18 protein-coding genes and 1 pseudogene are annotated in these 22,302 nt (G+C 46.9%); 15 read left to right on the top strand and 4 right to left on the bottom strand.

Annotated elements, in window-relative coordinates; all coding sequences use genetic code 11:
- Positions 1 to 102: 102 nt before the first annotated feature.
- Positions 103 to 288 (bottom strand): hypothetical protein, encoded by a 186-nt coding sequence (locus WH43_RS02180; protein ID WP_053423020.1) that lies wholly within the window; start codon positions 286 to 288, stop codon positions 103 to 105.
- Between the two features lie 135 nt (positions 289 to 423).
- Between WH43_RS02180 and WH43_RS02175 the strand changes: the two genes are divergently transcribed.
- The 12 genes and pseudogenes from WH43_RS02175 to WH43_RS02120 all read left to right on the top strand — a co-directional run bounded on the left by WH43_RS02175 (position 424) and on the right by WH43_RS02120 (position 12,884).
- Entirely contained in the window at positions 424 to 996 is a 573-nt protein-coding gene (locus tag WH43_RS02175; RefSeq protein WP_053423019.1) for a DUF1439 domain-containing protein, read from the top strand.
- 150 nt (positions 997 to 1,146) lie between these two features.
- Positions 1,147 to 1,935 carry a DUF4198 domain-containing protein gene (locus WH43_RS02170; RefSeq protein ID WP_053423018.1) on the top strand — a complete coding sequence of 263 codons (789 nt, stop codon included), beginning with the start codon at positions 1,147 to 1,149 and terminating at the stop codon, positions 1,933 to 1,935.
- Positions 1,936 to 1,944: 9 nt separating this feature from the next.
- Positions 1,945 to 2,856, top strand: a complete 912-nt coding sequence (locus WH43_RS02165) for an EF-hand domain-containing protein (RefSeq protein WP_152342762.1) — start codon at positions 1,945 to 1,947, stop codon at positions 2,854 to 2,856.
- Positions 2,856 to 4,184: a DUF2271 domain-containing protein gene (locus tag WH43_RS02160; protein ID WP_053423016.1), complete on the top strand. Its 1,329-nt coding sequence runs from the start codon at positions 2,856 to 2,858 to the stop codon at positions 4,182 to 4,184. The genes WH43_RS02165 and WH43_RS02160 overlap by 1 nt, the downstream gene beginning before the upstream one ends.
- 212 nt (positions 4,185 to 4,396) lie before the next feature.
- Positions 4,397 to 6,727 (top strand): TonB-dependent hemoglobin/transferrin/lactoferrin family receptor, encoded by a 2,331-nt coding sequence (locus WH43_RS02155; protein ID WP_053423015.1) that lies wholly within the window; start codon positions 4,397 to 4,399, stop codon positions 6,725 to 6,727.
- A 329-nt stretch (positions 6,728 to 7,056) separates the two neighbouring features.
- Complete coding sequence (locus tag WH43_RS02150) at positions 7,057 to 7,812, top strand: ZIP family metal transporter (RefSeq protein WP_053423014.1); 756 nt, start codon at positions 7,057 to 7,059, stop codon at positions 7,810 to 7,812.
- Between the two features lie 219 nt (positions 7,813 to 8,031).
- Complete coding sequence (locus tag WH43_RS02145) at positions 8,032 to 8,811, top strand: DeoR/GlpR family DNA-binding transcription regulator (RefSeq protein ID WP_053423013.1); 780 nt, start codon at positions 8,032 to 8,034, stop codon at positions 8,809 to 8,811.
- A 6-nt stretch (positions 8,812 to 8,817) separates the two neighbouring features.
- Positions 8,818 to 10,646 (top strand): annotated as a pseudogene (gene glmS / locus WH43_RS02140) (glutamine--fructose-6-phosphate transaminase (isomerizing)).
- Between the two features lie 254 nt (positions 10,647 to 10,900).
- A complete protein-coding gene (locus tag WH43_RS02135; protein WP_082335644.1) occupies positions 10,901 to 11,323 on the top strand; it encodes a YeeE/YedE family protein in 423 nt (140 codons plus the stop codon).
- A gap of 10 nt (positions 11,324 to 11,333) precedes the next feature.
- Entirely contained in the window at positions 11,334 to 11,765 is a 432-nt protein-coding gene (locus WH43_RS02130) for a DUF6691 family protein (RefSeq protein WP_053423012.1), read from the top strand.
- A 184-nt stretch (positions 11,766 to 11,949) separates the two neighbouring features.
- Positions 11,950 to 12,327, top strand: a complete 378-nt coding sequence (locus WH43_RS02125) for a PadR family transcriptional regulator (protein ID WP_053423011.1) — start codon at positions 11,950 to 11,952, stop codon at positions 12,325 to 12,327.
- 2 nt (positions 12,328 to 12,329) lie between these two features.
- Positions 12,330 to 12,884 (top strand): HAAS signaling domain-containing protein, encoded by a 555-nt coding sequence (locus WH43_RS02120; protein WP_053423010.1) that lies wholly within the window; start codon positions 12,330 to 12,332, stop codon positions 12,882 to 12,884.
- A 150-nt stretch (positions 12,885 to 13,034) separates the two neighbouring features.
- Here WH43_RS02120 and WH43_RS02115 read toward each other — a convergent pair whose 3' ends face one another.
- Positions 13,035 to 15,119, bottom strand: a complete 2,085-nt coding sequence (locus tag WH43_RS02115; RefSeq protein ID WP_082335643.1) for a putative bifunctional diguanylate cyclase/phosphodiesterase — start codon at positions 15,117 to 15,119, stop codon at positions 13,035 to 13,037.
- Between the two features lie 125 nt (positions 15,120 to 15,244).
- Here WH43_RS02115 and WH43_RS02110 point away from each other — a divergent pair, with 125 nt between their 5' ends.
- Genes WH43_RS02110 through WH43_RS02100 form a run of 3 tightly spaced genes read left to right on the top strand, consistent with a single transcriptional unit; the run spans position 15,245 to position 20,717 of the window.
- Positions 15,245 to 15,814, top strand: a complete 570-nt coding sequence (locus WH43_RS02110; RefSeq protein ID WP_053423009.1) for an Hpt domain-containing protein — start codon at positions 15,245 to 15,247, stop codon at positions 15,812 to 15,814.
- Positions 15,811 to 20,277 (top strand): CHASE domain-containing hybrid sensor histidine kinase/response regulator, encoded by a 4,467-nt coding sequence (locus WH43_RS02105; protein WP_053423008.1) that lies wholly within the window; start codon positions 15,811 to 15,813, stop codon positions 20,275 to 20,277. The genes WH43_RS02110 and WH43_RS02105 overlap by 4 nt, the downstream gene beginning before the upstream one ends.
- Positions 20,277 to 20,717, top strand: a complete 441-nt coding sequence (locus WH43_RS02100; protein ID WP_053423007.1) for a response regulator — start codon at positions 20,277 to 20,279, stop codon at positions 20,715 to 20,717. Before WH43_RS02105 ends, WH43_RS02100 begins: the two co-directional genes overlap by 1 nt.
- Here the strand turns inward: WH43_RS02100 and WH43_RS02095 are convergent.
- Both WH43_RS02095 and WH43_RS02090 read right to left on the bottom strand, forming a co-directional pair.
- Positions 20,714 to 21,646, bottom strand: a complete 933-nt coding sequence (locus tag WH43_RS02095) for a helix-turn-helix transcriptional regulator (protein ID WP_053423006.1) — start codon at positions 21,644 to 21,646, stop codon at positions 20,714 to 20,716. The two genes, WH43_RS02100 and WH43_RS02095, sit on opposite strands and share 4 nt — an antisense overlap.
- 24 nt (positions 21,647 to 21,670) lie before the next feature.
- A complete protein-coding gene (locus WH43_RS02090) occupies positions 21,671 to 21,994 on the bottom strand; it encodes a nuclear transport factor 2 family protein (RefSeq protein WP_053423005.1) in 324 nt (107 codons plus the stop codon).
- Positions 21,995 to 22,302: the final 308 nt, after the last annotated feature.

The raw sequence follows: 22,302 nt of genomic DNA, 5'->3' as shown, positions 1-22,302 counted from the left end.
AGTATTAAATCTGTAAGTTATTGATATGATTATAGGGTTTGTGGGGATCCGTCAGGTATGTCGCAACTGTAGGGAACAGAGTTGCGACTATGATTAGCCAAATTAAAACAAAACCGATAACCAGCTCATTGGAAATAATAATTCTGGCGCTATTAAAGCATGCCGATGCAACCCAACACTGAGCCACTGTAATACTGAATCAAAAGCCAGCAACAGCAGCACCAGCACAATAAAGGCGGTCATCAGCTGCCGCAGGCCTGGTAATTGAATCGAGTCTTGTGTATTCATCGCCACTCTCCCTGAAGTTCTGATACTAAGTCGGGTCTGATTGCGAAATAGTTGGAAGCGTTACGAAAAAAAATCAGCACAGGTTCATTCGGACTTGCTAAAGTTCGCGCCAAACTGCCCCCTAAGGACAATAAAATGATCACCAAACACAAAATTCTGGCTCTTGCTTTACTGCTGTTGGCCTCTTGTTCTCAGCTGAATCATCTGGATATTTTCAGCCTGAAACAGCAAGAGTTGCAGAGCTTATTGCTGGATCAATTAGAGCAACAGCAAGGCAAAGGTAAAATGTTGGGCCTGCCGCTGACTTTAACGGTTCGTCAATTGGAGCTGCAATTAGCTCCGGATAACAAGCAGCAGATAGAACTCAAGCTGGCGCTGGGTGCTGAAGTGGATGCGTTATTGAAACCTCTGAATACAGATCTGAATCTACACTTGTCGGCTTTGCCTTATTTTGACGACGAGAAAAACGCCATTTATCTGAAAAACTTAACCATTCTGAATTCCAGTGTCGGCAGTGGCAGCTCGCAACTCAAACTGGCGCCTTTAAGCAATGAAGCCAAAGCTATTCTGGCGCAGCTTTTAAATCGTCAGCCGGTATATCAGCTCGATTGCAACAAAGTGACAGAAAAAGTCTTATGTGGCATGCCTTTAACTTTGGTATTGCAGCCTGGTGAGCTGCTGTTAAAGCCCAACTACTCTGCTCAGTAACCTCTGATTTAGCTAAAGGGCTCTTGGTTGAAGGGCCTTTTAGGCTGTTAAATGTAAAGGTGATATGATCTATTTGCAAACGATTCTCATTTGATCTAAAGTGGCGCCCATTATTCAAATGAGATCTATTCTCATTAAATGGAGCGCCTTATGTTTAAACTCAACCCCCTGCTTTGTTCTGCTTCACTGGTATTGGCTTTTACTGCGACCGCACATACTCCCTATCTGGCACCAGCCAGTTTTGAACCCTTAGGCGGCTGGGTGACGCTGGATGCAGCTTTTGCTGAGAAGTTTTTTGTGCCCGAAGTGGCCTTTGATCAAAGCGAATTTAAAGTGCTGCAACCCGATGGTAAAGCTGTTGCACCAAAAGAGCTGTTTTCCGGTAAAACCCGCATTGCAGTGGCACACCAGCTGGAACAGGACGGTACTTATAAATTCAGTACGGGCCAACGATTCGGTGCTGTATTTCGTAGCTGGCAGCAGGACGGCAAAACCCATAACAGCAGAGATCCAAAAGAACAAATTCCTGCTGGTGCTAAGTTAACCGCACATTTCCAGTCGGTGACCCTGGCTGAAACTTATGTCAGTAAAGGTGCGCCAAGCCAGACTGCCTTGAAGCCAACCAATCATGGGCTGGAGTTAGTGTTCCAAAGCCATCCCAACGACCTGTATATCCAGAGTCCAATCAAAGCCACTGTGCTTTATAACGGCAAAGCTTTAGCCGAACAAAAAGTACAAGTGTATCCGGCCAACTCGGCAGAAGCAGAAACCAAAGCCTCCAAAGAATTAATGACTGACAAACAAGGTCAGCTGAATTTCGAGCTGGATAAAGCCGGTACCTATTTGCTGCTGACCCGTTTTCGTACCGATGCACCCAAAGGTGCCAAAGCCCCAACTTACAGTTACAGCTACAGCGCTGTAGTTGAAGTCACTGAATAACAGGAGTTTATGATGCAACGCAGAAGCACAGCCCTTACTTTATTTTTAGCCATTACCAGCTGTTATTTAGCTGCTGATGAAAAAGCGCCAAAAAAACCAGCCCATCAGCCTACAGCTCAGGGTAAAGCCAGTTTTATTCAGGATTATGATCTGAATAAAGACGGCACTGTCAGTGAGACTGAATTTGCAGAAGTACGTCAGCAGCGTTACAGCGCTATGGACGAGAACAAAGATGGTCAGGTGTCGGTGGACGAATATGTCAATGAATACGCCGGTCGCCTGGATAAAAAACTAGAGACCGAACGTACAGGCCAAATCAAACAAACGCTGGTGCGTATCGAAGCACTGGATAAAAACAAAAGCAAAACCATAGGCCAGGATGAATACAACGCCTCAGGTGATAAAGCTTTTGCCTATATAGATACCAATAAAGATGGCGTCATTAGTAGAGCTGACCCGCTGCCAGAGCGTGAGCGAAAAGCTGACGCCAAACAAACTGTGCGCGCTCGCCCGGCTTTAGTGATGCCAACGACCCACAGTGTGGTTGGTATGTTGGATATGTACGATCAAAATGGCGACGGCAAGGTCGACAAAACAGAATACCAACAGCAACGCGATGCCGCTTTTGCTCGCACTGATCTGGATAAAAATGCTGAGCTGAGCAGCGATGAATACCTGAATGAGTTTGTGGATCGCCTGGACCGTCAAATCGCCAAAACCCGTACCGCTCAGTTAAAGCAAGCTGCAGTGCGCTTTAAAGCTTTGGATAAAGACAACAATCAGCAAATCAGTGCGGCCGAGTTTAATGCTTCGGGCGAACGTATGTTCAAGCGTTGGGATACAGATCTAAACCAGCAAGTGACCATGGCTGAAGCTTTGCCTGTTATTAATAACGAACAAACCAAAGGTACGGCTGAGTAATGAAAAGTTTTGTCTGGCCTTTGACGCTATTATCGTTAAGTCCACTACTGGTGCTGGCAAAACCTGTCAGTTATCAGCAGGATGTTGCAGGGAAGCAACTGAAATTGCAGCTGGAAGGCGTCAGCCAAAAGGACTGGCAGGCCAGACTACCGCAGTTTCAGCGTTGGTTAGCCACGTCTCAACCCAAGCAACAAGAACTGATTAAGCTCTGCGAGGAATGGCGTGTGCTAAGCCAGCAAAGTTACAGCTGCCGTTTAGGCGCTATAGCTCAGCAATGGCAGCAAGCGGTAAAAAGCCAAGAGTTACCGGACAGAGTGGAATTACGCCGTCAAACCAGAGCCATAGAGCAGCAAGTCGTTTCAGCAGCGAGTTACAATACTGTGGTCTGGCAGCTGAACGGTTTAGCCAATGCCCGTTTGTTGGACGAAACGGCAAAGCTGTTTAAGAGTTGGTTCCCGCAATTAAAGCAGATGGATCTGCAATCTGGTGTCAGCCGGCTGTTATGGTCTGATACGGGTGCGATACCGCTGAATCTGGGCACTGAACAGCCGTTGTTGCAGCAACTGCAACTGAGTTCTATAGCTTTAGCTCAGACCGAAACGGCTGATACTCAGCAAGGCTATAAGGTGTCGTATCGGACTTTTAGTCCGCTATTGAATCCGGCCGAAGGCTGGCCTGTGGAATATGGTCCAACAGCCACAGTGCTGGCTAAAGATGCTGTTACGGCTTATTTATTGGCGCAAAGTCTGGCGGTGTTGGATCTGAAGCAGGGCCAGCAGCTTACCGCCCAACAGCAGGCTGCCGCTTTAATCAAAACAGATTCGGCCAACTGGTATGCGTCTAACTCCTGGTATCACTATCTGGCGGATAAAAGCCAAAGTCAGCAGCAGCGGCTAGAAATCAGCTATCAGCTCCCCAAATTTACTGATGGCAATTACAAAAGACCTTATGTGTCGGTATGGCTGACCGATCAGCAGAAAAAACCAGTACGGCAATTGAGTCTGGTCGGCCAGCAAAGCCGTTGGTATCAGGAACTGAATCACTGGTGGCGTCGGTTGGGGCGGAAAAATCCGGAGCAAATTGATCAGATTGCCGGTGCTACCCAAAAACCAGGTACTTATCAGTTACAGTGGGATGGTCGTGATCAGCAAGGTGCTGTGGTGCCATGGGGTCAATACCAGTTGCATCTGGAAGTGGCGCGTGAACATGGTGGCCACGAACATTTAACTTTGCCGCTGAATTGGCAAGCCGATCTGAAGCCGGTAGAGCAGCAAGGTGAAGCTGAACTGGGGTTGGTGCGCCTGCAACTTCAGAGCAAAGACGGCTAAGTTTTTAGAATCAAATTCCTGTTGAGTTGCCTGCCAACTCCTGTTGTTCTCCCTATTCTTTGAATAGGGAGCTTTTTGCATTTTTAAATTATAAGTCATTGATATAAATGAAAATAAATTGAATTTTATTATTGAGAATGATTCTCGTTTGATCTAGCATAACGCCATCCTGTGGACTTACCACAACTGTTTAGCTCGTCAAGGAGAGCGTCATGCCCTGTTCTAAAACTTTAATTGCTGTTGCTATCAGCAGCTTATTTTCCACCTCCCTGTTGGCCGAAGTTGCTGCTGATGAAGCCGCAAAAGAGTTGTCACAACTGGATGCTGTGACAGTTACAGCTACTGCACTTGAAGATAAAAAATCGACCACAGCCAATAGCACAGTGATCAAAGCCAAGCAGCTGGAACAACAGCAGGTGCAGCGTTTAGAAGACATGGTGCGTTATATTCCGGGCGTCAGCTTAACTGACCAGGGCCGTTTTGGTTCTGCTGGTTTTAATATCCGTGGCCTGGAAGGCAATCAGGTGGCTATTACGGTGGATGGTTTGTCTGTAGGTGAGACTTTAAACCCGCCCACTTATGCCTTTTACGATTTTTTTGCGGCCGGCCGTGGTGGCATAGACCCGGATGCGGTGAAACAAATTGAAATCGTCAAAGGTGCTGACGCCATAGCCGCAGGCAGCGGCTCTTTAGGCGGCGCCGTACTTTTTGTCACTAAAGACGCAGCAGACTATTTAGAACCAGAAGGCAACGACACTTTTGTCCGGTTAAAAGCAGCTTACAGTGGCGCCAATGATGAAACTCAGGGCACTGTGACAGTGGCAAACCGTACTGGCAAGCTGGAAGCTTTGGCCGTGCTGACCAAAAGGGAAGGCCACGAAATGGAAAACTATGCCGACTCAGCAGAGCGCCAGGCCATTACAGGTTCAGGCCGCCCTGTTGCCGATCCGCAAGACAACAGCAGCCACAATATACTTACCAAATTAAAGTACCAGCTGACAGAGACGCAGGATATTGGCCTGACCGCTGAGTTATTTAAAGCAGATATCGACACCAATAACTTATCCTGGTTAAGCCGTAGCTACCTGACCCGCACCAGTGACGACCAGCAGGAACGCAGCCGTATTGGTCTACAATACAATTGGTTAGCTGGTCATCAATTATTTGACGCCTTCTCTACCAGCCTGGATTATCAGAAAACCCAAAATGACGCTTTCACCTTGATGCTTGCTCCTGCCAGTGCAGCGCGTTTATGTACAGCAGGCCCTTGTTACCGCAGTGAAGACCGTGATTACGAACAGGATTTGCTGAAGTGGGCTTTTGCTTTGGACAAAGAGCTGCACAGTGAGGGTCGCATTCATCAGCTGGTGTATGGCGGTGCTTTGGAGCAAAAATCTGTTGATTTCTCCGCTATAGACACCAGTTATGTCGGTCAAACCATGGCTGTAGCAAAGCAGGAAATAGACCCTGATTTTGTGCCAGAGACAGACGCGGACTTATGGCATCTTTATCTGCGCGATAGCATCAAATTTAATGACAGCGCTTTTAGTTTAACTAGTGGCTTACGTTATGACCATGTCGCGTATAGCCCTACTTTAAATCAAGGCTTTACCGACGCTACAGGTACAGTGCAGGATGCCAGTTTCAGCGCCCTGACTGGTCAGTTAGTCGGAACTTATCAGCTGACAGAACAGCAAAGTGTCGCCTTGCAACTGGGTCGTGGTTTCCGGGCGCCAAGTACTGAAGAAATGTATTTCCAAACATCCTCCGTCAGTCGCACTGAACAAGCTAGTGGCACAGTGGTGACAGGTTTATACGGCTCTTTATCCAACCCCAATTTGCAAGCTGAGTACAGTACTAACCTGGAACTGGCTTACCAGTGGCAAGGTGAAAACGGCAGAATCAAAGTGGCGGTGTTTAAAGATAACTACCACGACATGATTGAAAATGTCACCAAAGTACAAAACCCGGGCACAGTCTATGAAAGTTGCACCAGCTTTGGTTGTACTGTCACTCAGGGCAACCCTTATACCATCAACGAAAACGTCGGTGATGTAGATGTCACAGGAGTCGAGTTGCAAGGTGCCTGGCGCTTTAATCAAAGCTGGAGTGCTCAGTTCTCTTATAGCCATCATGAAGGTGAAAAAGACAATGGCGATCCGTTGATTACCATAAGCCCTGATAAGCTGGTGGCTGGGGTCAGCTATCGCGCAACCGACTGGTGGGATCTGGCCGCTAACTTAAGTTACAGCTCAGACGTCAAAGCCAAAGATGCTTACGAAACGGAAGAGGACGGTACTCAGACCCAATTAGTCACCTATCTGCCAAAAAGCGCTACTGTGGTGGATTTAGTCAGCAATATGGAGTTTGGCGACAACTGGTTACTGAACGTCGGTGTGTATAACCTGCTGGATAAAGAATACTACCGCTGGGAGCGGATCCGTTATGCCGCCAGCACCCGCAACAATATCAGTGCCGACGGTATTCAGCGTTACAGCGAACCGGGCCGTTATGCCAAGTTGAGTGTCAGTTACAGTTTCTGATCCTTGACGGAGATTGGGTTCAACCTCCGGCGGCGCGGATAAACCGCGCCCCTAAATTGCCCCGCTTTCTGCGTTACCCTGGTCTTTTGAGAGAATGCTCAACCACCTGCTGGGAAGACAGGTGGTTTTTTTATTCGCAGCCATCCATGGCGCTCACCCTTTGGGCCAGCTAAAGCTGTTAAAAATCGTTCCAGACGATTTTTTACTTTAAAAAACAAAGATTATGTTGAGGAAAAAACGTTATAATGTCACAGGTTTTTTACTGGGCTTTTTCTGCCTGGCACTGATCATCTTTATCCGCTGTTATTTCCCATAGGACAGGATTTTTTATGTTAACTCTGTTTATCCTACTGGCTGCCTTTTTGGTGATGCTGGTGTCCCTGTCCGGGGCCGTGTTATTTCTGCTGCCGCAAAAAAAACTACAACGTTTTTTACCACTGATTTTAAGTCTGGCTGTAGGTGTATTGCTGGCCAATGCTTTTTTACATTTATTGCCGGACGCACTGCAGCATCAGGAGTCGCATCGTCAGCTTTTTGGTTGGGTATTAGCGGGTTTATTAGGTTTTTACTTTCTGGAACGTGCGCTGCAACATGGCCATCCACAATTGCCGGATCAAGCGATAAGCACAGCCAGCTATGGCAAAGTGAATCTGGTGGCTGATGGAGTTCACAATTTTATTGATGGTGTATTAATAGCAGGCAGTTTTCTGGTCGACCCTTTATTGGGTGTGACAACGACAGTCGCTATTCTGATCCATGAAATACCACAGGAAATTGCCGATGTTGCTGTATTACTGCATGCCGGTTTCAGCCGTAAAAAAGCTTTGTTGTATAACCTGTTATCGGCCAGCGCTTGTGTATTAGGTGCAGTAGCGACCTTGACTATCAGTCATTGGTTAACCCCTAATCTGAATATCTTATTGGCTATTACAGCAGGTGCTTTTATTTATTTAGCCAGCGCCGATTTAATGCCGCTGCTGCGCAAAAATGTTGAACAACCTCTGTGGTTACATGGCCTGATGATGGGGCTTGGTGTTTTGCTTATGCTTATTTTGATTGGTCCCGAAGCTTCACATCAACATTAAGTTGTTGTAGGGGCCGCGGCTTGTCCCGGCCCGTCCATCTGCACCGCGGTATCATTAGACGGGCGGGTACAAGACCCGCCCCTACATTTTTTATTTACTATGCCCCGATACTTCCTTCACCAAAAATCTATCCACAAAAGCTGAATTTAACTTTCACTCTTGCACTTATCTTTCGTTTCTGTAAAATATCTTTCGAAACGAAACTTAAATGACTGGCAGATGAACAAACGAAACACCCAACAACGCCGCCGCGCTATTATTGATCTGCTGAATCTGCAGGGCGAAGTCAGTGTTGAGCAGTTGGCTCATCACTTTGAAACTTCTGAAGTGACTATTCGTAAAGACTTAGCTGCACTGGAAGATAATGGCTTGTTATTGCGTCGTTATGGTGGAGCAGTGCAAGTGCCGCATGAACTGATCCAGGAAGCCGCGGTCGAAAAAGTTTCAGAACGAAAGCAAATTCTGGCCAAAGCTGCTGCAGAGCTGATTCGTGACCACAACCGCATTATTCTCGACAGCGGCAGCACCACAGCAGCTTTATTGCCTGAACTGTCGCATAAACAAGGTTTAGTGGTGATGACCAATTCCTTGTCTATTGCCAATGCATTACGTGAACTGGAAAACGAACCTACACTGCTGATGACAGGTGGCAGTTGGGACCCACAGTCTGAGGCTTTTCAGGGCCAGCTGGCGGAACAGGTTTTACGTGCATACGATTTCGACCAGCTGTTTATTGGTGCCGATGGCATTGATCTGCAGCGTGGTACTACTACTTTTAATGAGCTGACCAGCTTAAGCCGGGTGATGGCAGAAGTGGCGCGTGAAGTGGTGGTGATGGTGGAGTCCGACAAAATAGGCCGGAAAATCCACAACTTAGAATTGCCCTGGTCGTCCATCAAAATACTGGTAACAGATGACAAGTTACCCGCCAGCGCAAAACAACAAATAGAACAACAAGGCGTAAAGGTGATTTGCGCCCCCCTTGGATCAGTGGAGTAAGACTTTATGTGTGGAATAGTAGGTGCTGTAGCACAACGTGACGTAGTCGACATTTTGGTGGAAGCTTACGCCGTCTGGAATACCGTGGTTATGACTCTGCCGGTGTGGCGATCATCAGCCCAACAGGCGAATTACAACGTATCCGCCGTTTAGGTAAAGTAAAAGAGTTGTCTGACGCAGTAAAATTAACCCCTGTTGTTGGCGGCACTGGTATTGCGCACACTCGCTGGGCTACCCACGGCGAACCTTCAGAGCGTAACGCTCACCCACACGTTTCCGGCAATATTTCAGTGGTGCATAACGGCATTATCGAAAACCACGGCCCGCTGCGTGAAATGTTAAAAGCCAAAGGTTATGTGTTTAATTCTGACACTGACACTGAGGTTATTGCGCACTTAGTGGCTGAAGAAATGAAAACCGCTGGTTCTTTGTTAGCTGCAGTACAAACTGCGGTCAAACAATTTAACGGCGCGTACGGCACTGTATTGATGGACCAAAACGACCCAAGCCACTTAGTGGTAGCCCGTTCAGGTAGTCCATTGGTGATCGGCTTTGGTATTGGCGAAAACTTTATCGCTTCTGATCAGTTAGCCCTGTTACCAGTCACCCGTCGTTTTATGTTTTTAGAAGAAGGCGATGTGGCCGAAATTACCCGTACCAGCGTGACTGTGTACGACAAAAACGGCAACCAAGTCGAGCGCACTATTACTGAATCCACCGCCAGCTATGACGCCGGTGACAAAGGCCAGTACCGCCACTTTATGTTAAAAGAAATCTACGAACAGCCACATGCCATCAGCAATACCTTAGAAGGTCGCTTAGGCTCAGATTCAGTGCTGGACGAGACTTTTGGTAACGGCGCCGCTGAACTGTTCAAAAAAGTCCGTCACGTGCAAATCGTTGCCTGCGGTACCTCGTACCACTCAGGTATGGTGGCACGTTACTGGCTGGAATCTTTAGCTGGTATTTCCTGTAACGTGGAGATTGCCTCTGAATTCCGTTACCGCAAGTCGTTTGTGCAGCCAGGCAGCTTGCTGGTCAGCATTTCCCAGTCTGGTGAAACGGCAGACACTTTAGCGGCCTTACGTTTAGCCAAAGAAGCGGGTTACATCGGTAGCTTAACTATTTGTAACGTGGCTGGTTCTTCACTGGTACGTGAATCAGATCTGGCCTTTATGACCCGTGCTGGCGCTGAAATTGGTGTTGCATCTACTAAAGCTTTCACTACTCAGTTAGTAGGTTTGTCGATGCTGACGTTGGCCATTGGTAAATACAATGGTTTAACCTCACAGCAGCAACAGGACATGGTGCAGGCATTAAAATCGCTGCCAGCCAAACTGGAAGAAACTTTAACACTAGCGCCAAAAATTGAAGCTTTGGCGACAGAGTTCGCTGACAAGCACAACTCGTTGTTTTTAGGCCGTGGCGACCAGTACCCTATCGCTATGGAAGGCGCGCTGAAGCTCAAAGAAATTTCCTACATTCACGCTGAAGCTTATGCCGCAGGCGAGCTGAAACATGGCCCATTGGCACTGATTGACGCTGATATGCCAATTATTGTGGTAGCGCCAAACAACGAACTGCTGGAAAAACTGCAGTCAAACGTGGAAGAAGTGCGTGCCCGAGGCGGTATTATGTACATATTCGCTGACATCGATGCTCACTTTAAATCAGACGCAACACAGCGTGTGATCAGCGTGCCACACGTACATCCGTTGATTGCACCAATCATCTACACTATTCCGCTGCAATTATTAAGCTACTACGTCGCCATTATCAAAGGCACAGACGTAGACCAGCCACGTAACCTGGCGAAGTCAGTGACTGTGGAATAGGTTTAAGTTATTGATTTAAAAATAAAAAGCTGACTATGTCAGCTTTTTTTATGCCTAAAATTTGGCTATGCTGTGTTCATTAGGTTGTACAGATAGTTTTAAGCCTCTGTGGCTCTGGGTATTTTGATCGCCAGACTTGATGGTTTTTTAGTATTTACTAATATTCTTTTTGGGTATATGCTTATATTAATAAGTGATTAGCCTCTGTGTTTAATGCGCAGTTGTTTTCCCTGAGTTACCAAGAGGTATTGAAGATGGACTGGATGAATTTTACTCCACAACAGTCGCTACTTGGTGGGCTATTGATTGGTCTTGCGACAGCCCTGTTATGGTTGCTGAATGGTCGTATTGCCGGGATTAGTGGTATTGCGGCCGGTAGTCTGACTTCCTCCTGCACTGAACGGTGGTGGCGGCTGGCTTTTGTGCTGGGGTTGGTATTGTCTTCCTGGGTCTGGCTGCTGTTGGCTCCCTTGCCAGAAGTTCAGGTCACGTCGAATTACCAGCTAGTAGCCTTGGCGGGTTTGTTGGTTGGCTTTGGTGCTCGTTTAGGCTCTGGCTGTACCAGTGGTCACGGCATCTGTGGTTTATCCCGACTGTCAGGCCGCTCTTTAGTCGCTACTGTTACTTTTATGACAGTTGCTATGGTCACAGTTTTTGTTGTCCGTCATCTGCTATAAGGACTTCATCATGATAAAACACAGATTTTTAACCTTGAGCGCTTTTATCTGCGGTCTGCTATTTGGTTTGGGTTTACTGATGGCTGGTATGGCAAATCCTGCCAAAGTGCTGGGGTTTTTAGATATAGCAGGGCTTTGGGATCCATCGCTGGCTTTGGTGATGGTTGGCGGCATAGTCGTGGCTTTTATCGCTTTTAGCCTCAGCAAAAAAATGCCGCACAGTCTGTTACAGACGAAGTTCAACTGGCCTGATGCTACAGCTATTACTAAACCTCTACTGATCGGCAGCACGCTGTTTGGTTTAGGCTGGGGCTTAGTGGGTCTGTGTCCTGGCCCTGCTTTGGTGTTGGCTGGCTCAGGAGCTATAGAAGGACTGCTTTTTGTCGTCTTTATGTTGATTGGTTTTCGGTTGGCGGATCTTGTACAAGCCAGGCTGAGTTAAACAGTCACTTTCATCTGAATATCCCTTAGCAACACAGCTAAAGCCGCATCACTGCGGCTTTGGTTTTAGTTATTTCTACCATTTCAGTAAAAATTGCTCAAAAAATCCGCTTGCTAATGCAGAGTGTGATCTGCTATACATATTACTATGTAATGCAAGGTATGATTCATCGCATGGTTACTTTATGACAATAGAAGAAAAAACTCAGGAAAAGTGGGAAGTGCAGTTGCGTAAAGGCACGCTGGAGCTGGTGATTTTAGCTGCACTGCAACACCGTACTTTGTATGGGCTGGAGCTTTTGAAGCTGCTGCAAAGTTTTAAAAGTGCCGCCATTACCGAAGGTACTTTGTATCCGCTGTTAGACCGACTGAAACGTGAAGGTATTGTGGATGCACAGTGGGTGCAGGAAGGGGATGTCAGGCCACGTAAGTATTACAGCCTGACCAATACTGGCCATCAAAAGCTGGCCGATTTGATCACTTTATGGCGTCAGTCCGTGCTTGATATTGAATTTTTATTGGCTCATCCGGGCCCTGATGTTTTACCTGTTCAAGGAGAATAAAGATGGAACAACGCGACATGATTCATCAGTACCTGAAAGAGCTGGAGCGTTATCTGGCCAGATTGGAGAAGGCTCAAGCGCAGGAAGTGCTAAAAGAAATTGAAAGTCATATTTTTGATGTGCTGGAACAGCAACAAGGTTCAGGTCAGGTTGTGGATGCCAAAGCCATTTTGCAGGGCTTTGGTGAACCCCGTCAGTTGGCTTTTGCCTATATCGCTCATGTCACGGATGGTGCGCCACCTCCTACTGGTTTTAAAGCCATTCAAAAAGTAAAACAGGGAGTGACCGCGACTTTGTATTACACCATGGCGGCTTTTGGTTTCAGTATTGCTTTTGCATTACTTTTTGTTGCCGGAGCAAAAATCTTTATGCCAGATTCGGTCGGCGCCTGGTCTGCCGGTAACGGGGAAAGCCTGGCCATCGGCTTTTTTGCTGCGCCTTATCCTGCAGATCAGGAATTACTTGGCGCCTGGTTTATTCCTGTCACCAGCCTCACTGCGTTATTGGTCATCACCTTGACCAAAAAAGTGTTACGGGTTTTAAAAAATAATAGGTAACAGGGCAACGTATTGGCGGTGAACGTCAGACTCTCCGTGACTATAGAGTCAGTAATCCGCCTCGCAGCTCTGAGGATTTGTTGATCCAGCAAGACCAGTATTTCCGGCTGAATGACAGCGGAGAACAAAGCTTGTTGTGAGTCCAGCATGCTATTGGCATACATATGTTCTGAAATCGGCTGCCGACAAAGGTTTACTAAATAAATAGCCCTGCCCAACCTCACAACCGAGTTTGATCAGCATGTCTTTTTGCGCCTCAATCTCAATGCCTTCGGCTATCAGCTGCAAATTCATCGACTGAGCCAGAGAGATCACTGCTTTGACTATTTCTATGTCGCCTCTGTCGGTCAGCATTTCCTGCACAAAGGATTTATCTATTTTCAGCACATCAACCTGAAATTTTTTCAGATAAGACAAGCTGGAATAGCCGGTGCCAAAGTCGTCTATCGAAGTGCGAATGCCTGATGCTCTGAGTTGGCTTAACATGTTTTGCGTTTTACTGACATCGAGCATCAGTGCGCTCTCCGTCACTTCCAACTCCAGAAGTTGTGCTGAGAGCTTTAGTTCTGCCAGCAGATCCCTGATTTGCTTCACTAACTGTGGGTCGGCAAACTGAGCCGCTGCAATATTGACAGACACTGGCACCTGATAACCCTGTTGTTGCCAACTTAAACACTCCTGACAGGCCTGACGTAACACTTGTAGGCCTAACTCTACAATTAAACCTGTTTCTTCTGCCAACGGAATAAACTCTAACGGAGAGACCCATTGTCCCTGCTGGTTTTGCATCCGAGCAAGAGCTTCAGCTCCTAACAGCTTGCCTGTTTTTAAACAAAGCTTGGGTTGGTAATATACCTGTAGCTGCCTGTTAGCCAAGGTGTCGCGTAACAGCAGTTCCAGTTGATGGCGATAGATGATTTGCTGCTCCAATTCGTCGGAGAAAAAGCTGGTTCTGTTACGGCCTTCAGATTTGGCTTTAAACATAGCAATGTCGGCGTGGCGCATAACCATTTCAATGGTTTGGGCATCATCAGGATAAATACTGACGCCTATGCTGACGGTCATTTGGTATTTCTTTTCGTCCAGCGTAAAAGGTTGCTGAAATTGACTATGCACCTGACTGCTGAACAAAGCGATTTCTTCGATAGACCAGAGCTCTGGTAGCACCATCACAAACTCATCACCCCCTAAGCGCGCCAGTGTAGTTCCTGCATCACAAATAGAACTCAGGCGTTCAGAGGCTTGCTTGATCAGCAAATCACCGAGATTATGACCAATAGAATCATTCACATATTTAAAGTGATCCAGGTCGATCAGCAGTAAAGCCGATTTATGGTGCAACTGCTCAGCTTTTTTAATGGCCTGTTCGATACGGTCATACAGCAAAACACGATTAGGCAAGTTGGTTAAAGGATCATGATTCGCTAAATGGCTCATTTTTAACGCCAGCGCCATACTTTCGCTGACATCATGAAATACCACTATGCTGCCAAGACAATGTCCGTTACTGTCGATAATAGGTGCTGCTGAGTCTTCGACCTGATACAGCTGCCCTGTGCGTGATACCAACTGACAATTCAATGCCATGGCTACAACACGCTGTTCTTTCAGCGCAAAATAAATTGGGTTCCAGTGCGGTTCTAAGCTGTGGGCATCTCTTAATTGCATGACTTCTTCGATAGGGCGAAACAGTGCCTCTCTGGCAAGCCAACCTGTCATACGTTCGGCAATAGGATTCATAAAGCTGATTTTGCCGTCCAGATCTGTGGCTATCACCGCATCGCCTATAGAATCTAAGGTCACGCGTAGCCACTCTCTTTCCGCTGCGACTTGTCTGCTGTAGCGGCTTAAATCCAGCAGATTTTTAATCCGCATCCGACTCGATACTGCATGCAGAGGTTTACGTAAAAAATCTATGCCGCCTTCAGTGAGTGACGCTATTTCATGTTCTATATCGATATGAGTAGTGACAAATACAACAGCTATATCTTGGGTGGCGGGATTGGATTTTAAGCTTCGACATACGGTAAGGCCATCCATACCTGGCATCTCTATGTCCAAAATGATGAGTTCAGGGCGATGCAAAACGGCCAGCTCAATGGCTTGAACCCCATCTGTGGCGAAATACAAAGTCGCTAAATCCTGCAATAGTTCGCGCAGGACTAATAAGGACGATGCCTGATCATCCACTAATAAAATTTTTGCTGCTGGTACAATAGCTTGCATGATCTGCATTCGGCACTTCCCTGTTTTTTGCCCAATCTTTTATTAGTGTAGACGAAAAATTAACCGGATAAAGCGCGGGATTTTTCACCCAAAGCCAATTATGCTGTGATAAATCATTTGGATAGGCCAAAACGTTGTTTAATTTTAGTGTACTGGAGCAATTAATTGGTTTTTCGCAAGATGCTTTTCAGCATCTCTCGCCTGCTATGACTCAACTGATCAGGTCTACCTCTGTTGAGCTACAGAAACTTAAGCAGTCCTATCAAAACAACGATGCTAAAGCTATTGAGTACTTTATGCATAAATTACGCGGCAGTTACGCGACTTTGGGGGCTACTACCTTGCCTGAATTATCACGCCCTCTGGAGCAAGCTCTGCATCAGTCTGGCCAGCTACCTGGTGCCGAAGCTTTTGCAGAGTATCTGGAGTGTGTGGAGCAAACCAGTGCCGCCCTGGAGTTGTGGTTGACTCAGTTTGAGCATCATTCAGATACCACTACACCTGACGTTTTGCAGTACATTCAGTATCTTGAAAATAGTGATATGCAGGCTTACAGCCTGTTTCAGCAACAAAGATTGGGGTGGATCGCCTATTTAGGTGCTGAAGATTTTGTGCTGATGGAGCAGGAAATTATGACATTAAACTTTGTGGCTGCGACAGAGCGCCTTAAACGCATTATGCAGCATAAGGAAGCAGGTCAATGACAGGTTTGAAGCGCACGTTGTCAGAGCTTTGGCCTGTGTTGATCCCGGTATTGTTGTTTTCGGTAATTGGCTTTTATTTGTCGGGGCATTTGCAGCAACGGCAGGAGGAACAGAATCAGCAACGTATTCAACAAAGTTTAGATAATAAAGCCCGGCAACTGGCTGATGCGATAGGTGAAAAACTCACTATTTATCAGTATGGTTTACGTGGTGTCCGCGGCGCTGTATTAAGTACTGGTACAGAAAAGTTCGGCTATGAAAATATGCTGAATTACAGTCAAAGCCGTGACTTAAAGCTAGAATTTCCAGGCGCCCGCGGTTTTGGCATGATCCGCAAAGTAACGCCTGCTGCACTTCCGCAATTTTTAGCTCAAGCAGAAGCTGAAAATGCTGAAAGTTTTAGCTTTCGTCAGCAAAACGCGCATACGCATGATTTATTCGTGATTCAATACATTGAACCTATGGCTGACAATAAGGAGGCTGTAGGTTTTGATATAGCTTCTGAGCAAAGTCGCTATCAAACGGCATTAAAGGCTGTTCGGGAAAACAGAGCTGTACTGACAGACCCAGTGACTTTGGTGCAGGCGCAAAGCAAAAAATCTCAGGGCTTTTTGTTGTTAATGCCCATCTATTTGCAAGGTAAAGCGCCGCAAACGGCTGAAGAACGTTATCAGCAATTGTTTGGTCTGGCTTATGCCCCTTTAACCATTGATGAAATCTTATCCAGCATCAAAACCGCAGATGCACAGGTTCAACTGGACGTCATAGATATTGCATTTAATCCGCAGCAGGCTTTTTTTAAAACAACAGTTACAGATCAAGCTTTAGCCCCTTATAGGGCTGAGCAACAGTTATCTATTTTTGGTCGCGAATGGCTGGTCAGATTGCAGGCTACTGAGCATTTTGTGACTGCTTTGGCATTACCCGCACCCACGGATGTGTTTTACACCTCGGCAGGATTTAGTGCCTTGCTGATCGTCATTGTTGCTTTTGCCCAACTGACGTTTTTTCGGCGTTTTCAACTATCCAGGCAGCAGGCCGTGTTGGCAGCCATAGTAGAAAATGCGAATGAGGCCGTGATAGGTCTGGATAAACAAGGCAAGATCAGTAGCTGGAACCCGGCGGCAGAGCAAATGTTTGGCCATAGCGAAGCCGAAAGTCTGGGCAAAACGATCAGTCAGTTGATTGTTCCTGATTCTTATCTGGATGAACAAGCGCAGCTGGAGCAACTGGTCCGTAAAGGCCAGAAAATACGTTATGTTCAGACGGTGCGTCAGCACAAGTCTGGTCTGCAATATGCAGTCTCATTAAACGTATCACCTATTCTGGATGAAAAAGGCCAGTTTATCGGCTCAGCACTGACGGTAAACGACATCAGCCATATCAAGCAGGCTGAACAAAAACTGCAGCAAGCTAATGAAGAGCTGGAGCATCAGGTCGAGCTGCGTACTGCTGAAATTGAACGGGTATCAACCTTGCAGCGCAGCATTCTTCGTAACGCCAACTACGCTATTATCACGACTGATTTAAACGGCAGTATCACGTCTTTTAACCCGGCAGCTGAAGCTATGTTGCAGTATAAGGAAGCTGAACTCGCTGGTAGTTATAGCCCTGCTGTATTTCATGATCAAGGAGAAGTTGTTGAGTATGCAGAGCTGCTGACCAAGGAGCTTGGCTACAAGGTCGAGCCTGGTTTTGGCGTTTTTGTCGAAAAGGCTAAACAAGGGAAAACAGATACCAGAGAATGGACTTACAGTCGTAAAGATGGCAGCCGTTTTCCTGTCCAGCTTGCGGTAACAGCTTTGCTGGATCAGCAAAAGCAGGTGGTGGGTTATTTGGGTATAGCCCGCGATTTAACAGTGCAAAAAGAGCTGGAATTTGAGCTTGCTCTGGCGAAAGTGTCGACAGAACAAAGTCCGGATCTGGTGTTCTGGTTGAGTGATAGTGCACAAGTCATTAAAGCAAATCCAGCGGCTTTAGCCTGCTGTTCCGATGAATTGAGCCCAACCAAGCTTGTCGGTCAATTAGTAGGCGATCGACTACAGCAACTGACTCAAAGCTCGGAGAAAAAGCGCAGTGTGCAGTTTGAAACTCAGTTTGAGGACGCTACAGCTGTACAAATTCCCTTATCGGTGAATTTATCCTGGATCCGTTTTGAACAACGAGACTACTTCTATCTGGTGGCCCGTGATCGCTCTGAGCAACACAAGAGGGAGCGCGAGCTGGCCGAGGCCAGACGGTTGGCGGATGCAGCGAATGACGCAAAGTCGGCTTTTCTGGCCAATATGAGCCATGAAATCCGTACGCCGATGAATGCTATTCTGGGCATGTTGCAACTGGTGCAACAAACTAGCTTAACCAAAAGACAAGACGATTATATTCGTCAGACAGAAATTGCCGCTAAATCCTTGTTAGCTATTCTGAACGATATTCTCGATTTCTCGAAAGTGGAAGCCGGTAAGCTGGAAATGGATAGCCACAGCTTTGAACTGGCCGCGCTCATGGAAGACATAGGGATCATTCTGTCTGCCAATCTGGGCAGTAAAGATGTGGAGGTCTTGTATCAATTTGCCGACGATTTACCTCAACTTGTTGTTGGAGATAGTTTAAGACTGAAGCAAGTACTGCTGAATCTGACCGGTAATGCCATCAAATTCACTGAGCAAGGGGAAATTGTGGTAAGGATCGGAGTCACAGCCCGCACTGCCGATGCTGTCCGGTTGAAGTTTACAGTCAAAGATACGGGTATAGGCATGACTGAACAGCAGCTTGCACTGATTTTTCAGAGTTTCAGTCAGGCCGAGTCGTCCATTAGCCGTCGTTATGGCGGTTCAGGTCTGGGGCTGGCCATCAGTCGTGGTCTGGTTGAGCTGATGGGCGGACAATTATCAGTAGAGAGCTACTTCGGACAGGGCAGTAGTTTCGAGTTTGAGCTCTGGTTTAATTGTCTGAACTTACCTGCTGCTCAATCGGATTTATCCTTACTTGAGGATTTAACAGTACTGGTGGTAGACGACAACCAGCAATCCCGGCAGATTTTATCTGAGGTGATGCGCCATTACGGCTGTCAGGTAGATTTAGCCAGTAGTGGCGAACAGGCATTGCAGTTGTTGCAACAAAACAACAATTACAAGCTGGTGCTATTGGATTGGTTAATGCCCGGATTAGATGGCTGGCAAACCGCAGAGAAAATCCGTGAGTTAGTGCAAGGGCCGGATATGCCGCTGGTTATTATGGTGACAGCTCATGGCCGGGAATGTCTGGCGCAAAAGCAGCAGGAGGAACAAAGTCAGCATTTGCTTAATGGTTTTATTGTCAAGCCTGTCACCCCTAGCCGTTTGCTCGATGCTGTGCTGGATGCGCTGGCTGGTAAACAGATGTTTTCCAATGCGCTGCAGGATGTGGCACCACGGCAAAGTCGGCTGAATGGTTTGCAACTATTGCTGGTGGAAGATAATCCGACCAACCAGATAGTGGCGTCTGAGTTATTGAGTCATGAAGGGGCTTTAGTCGACATAGCGCCCGGTGGCACTTTTGCTTTGGCTATGCTGGAACAGCAGCCGGATAAATACGATTTGGTGTTGATGGATATTCAGATGCCGGATATGGACGGTTATGAAACCACCCGCCGTATCCGCAGTAAAGCGGCTATGCTGACTTTGCCGATAGTGGCTATGACGGCAAATGCGATGCAATCGGATAAACAAGCCTGTCTGGATGCGGGCATGAACGATCATGTGGCGAAACCTTTTGCTATCGACACGCTGGTTCAAACCATACTGAAGTGGTCAAAAACTCCGGTCGACCTCAGTCGGTCTGTCGCAAGTATGCAGCAGCCATTGCTGAGCTCAGCCTTGGTTGATGAGGCTTTACAGCAAGGGGTACAGCTAAATTCCGCGTTAAACCGTCTGGGTAACTCGGTGACTGTGTATCATAAAACGCTGAAGTCTTTTGTGGGAGAACTTGAGGCCGCCTTGGTCAAGCTTAAAGCTGGCGCGGCTTTGCCGGAAAAAGAGTTGTATTTGCTGGCCCACTCGTTAAAAGGCTCCGCCAGTTCTTTGGGTATTGTGCGTTTATCTGAACCTGCTGCGGCAATAGAGCAATCTATTAAACAAAAAACCGCCCTGGATTTACCCATGGCCATAACGAAGTTTGTTAAAGATGCGGAAGCATTTGTGCGTTTTGTGCCTTTACTGCTGGCCGAAACAGCGCCGACAGTCGAGACGCAGCTGGCTGATTTGCCAGATGACGCTGAACTTAAGGCTCTATTGGTTGAGCTGCAAACTTCTTTGCAAAGCTTTAATATGAGTGCCCTGGACCAGTTTGCACAGCTTAAACAGGCACTACAGCAACTCAACCCTGAATGGCTGGGGCCACTGGAAAGTGCACTAGAGCAACTGAATTTTGTGCAGGCCGTACTTTACACAGAGCAGTATCAGACGTTATTAAAAGGCAGTGATTGATGAGTGCGATCTCAACACCCAGTGTGGATAAAATAAAAATTCTGGTGGTAGACGACCAGCCCGTTAATATTCAAATCATTCACCAGATGCTTAATGCTGATTACCAGATTTTTATGGCGACATCCGGCGCTCAGGCGATAAGTTTGTGCCAAAGCAACCCGCCGGATCTGATCCTGCTGGATGTTGTTATGCCGGAACTGGACGGTGTAGCGACTTGTCGTTTATTAAAGCAACAGCCTGAGTTAGCCCACATACCGGTAATTTTTGTCACTGGCATGCAGAGTCAGGAAGAGGAGGTTGTATGTTGGGAAGCCGGTGGCGCTGACTTTGTGCTCAAACCTGTGAATGCGGTGACCCTGAAACACAGGATTAAAACTCAGGTGAAACTGTTGCAACAGGCTCGTTTACTGCAACAACTGGGTGCAGAAAATAACTGTTAAGTTGTCTGATACAAAGCCAAAATAGCTTGGCTTTGTCTGCATAGCTCCTGTTTTATTTCATCAGGAGCAAGCGCTGTCGCTGCTGTGCCGAGGGACAATAACCAACAGGCTAAAGAGCCCCAATCGCTGCAGTTGAGCGTTATCACTACCCCTTCATCATGCTGTTGTTCGTCCGTTATACCTTGCCACCATTCCCGTCTGGCTCTGTCCGCTGCTGCAGGGATAAACCTGACTTGAGCTGTCAGTTGGGCGATCGGAGTGCTATTTTGTAAAAAGTCCTTGGCGTTAAAATCACTTCTGGCCTGAAACTGTTCGCTGTGCAGTTGCAGATTGTGGATACGGTCAGTGCGAAAATCACGAAAATCCTGTCGTAGTCTGCACCAGGCAATCAAGTGCCAGCGGCCCAGATAAAACACTAAACCTGCAGCTTCTACTTCACGTTGGCTGTGAGTCTGGCTGGCACTCTGATAATCAAAGCTCAACAGTTGTTTCCTGGCTATGGCTTGTTGTAATACGGACAAATCTGCCTGTTGCGGATGCTCTGTCGTTGGAGTGGCCATGCCTCTGGCTAACAACTCCAGTCGTTGTTTGGCTTCATTGGGCAATACAGCTTTGATTTTATCTAAAGCTGATTGCATTTTTTCGTTATAGCTGTGAGTCGTCATGCGCTGCGCCAGCATCACGCCAGTAGACAAGGCATAGGCCTCTTGTTCCGAGAAATTCACTGGCGGTAGTAAATAACCTTTCATCAGGCTATAGCCAATACCTGCTTCCGCCAGAATAGGCACTCCGGCTTCGCCTAAGGCAGCAATATCACGGTAAATAGTACGAACACTTAAACCAAAATGTTCTGCTATGGCTTCGGCTGTACAGGTGCGGCGACTTTGCAAATACAAAATTAACGCCAGTAATCTGTCTACACGATTCATCTGTTTCTCTTGGTAGTGGCGCAATTAACGGATCATTAGCCGACTGATTTTGCCATCCTGCAAGGCAAATACATAGTTCAGTTGAATGGGGCTCCCCTGAAACTGGCCAGATACATTCGCCTTAACCCAAACTTCACCATAGTTGCGTTCTGCAGTCAGTACCTGAATCATGGGTTGATACTTTTGTTGAGTTTGCTGCAGCCAGCGCTGAATTGACTCTAGCCCGGTTAATTGCTCGCCCTCATCAAAGACGGAGGCGTCCGGGTCGAAACATTCAGCGGCCAATGTATTATTTCGCTCGTTAGTCGCTGAAAAATAACGATCAATTGCAGTATCTAACACAGTCATGATGCGCTCCTTTTACTTGACCCTGTCAGAGTAGCAGTCCAGACTGACAACCTTATGTCAGTAGTGTTTACTTTCATTGAACACAAATCTGATAGCCACCACAGAGTTAGGCTTAGCTTTACTGAGTTCAGATGTCAGTAGCTAATGACTGAACGCTCCACTTGTGCTCATCAGCGCATTCCATTGATCCTTTGTGTTGTATAAACAGTATGTAATTGCACATAAAGCTATTGGTCGCTGTAAAAAGACATCTGACCGAATGTCATGTCATCTTTACTCAATCTTGACACTCGCTTCATTGCAGGGCT

Source organism: Rheinheimera sp. KL1 (assembly GCF_001275035.1).
GTDB classification, from domain to species: domain Bacteria; phylum Pseudomonadota; class Gammaproteobacteria; order Enterobacterales; family Alteromonadaceae; genus Pararheinheimera; species Pararheinheimera tangshanensis.
Note: the sequence above shows the minus strand (reverse complement) of the source record. Positions and strands in the feature narration are given on the sequence as shown.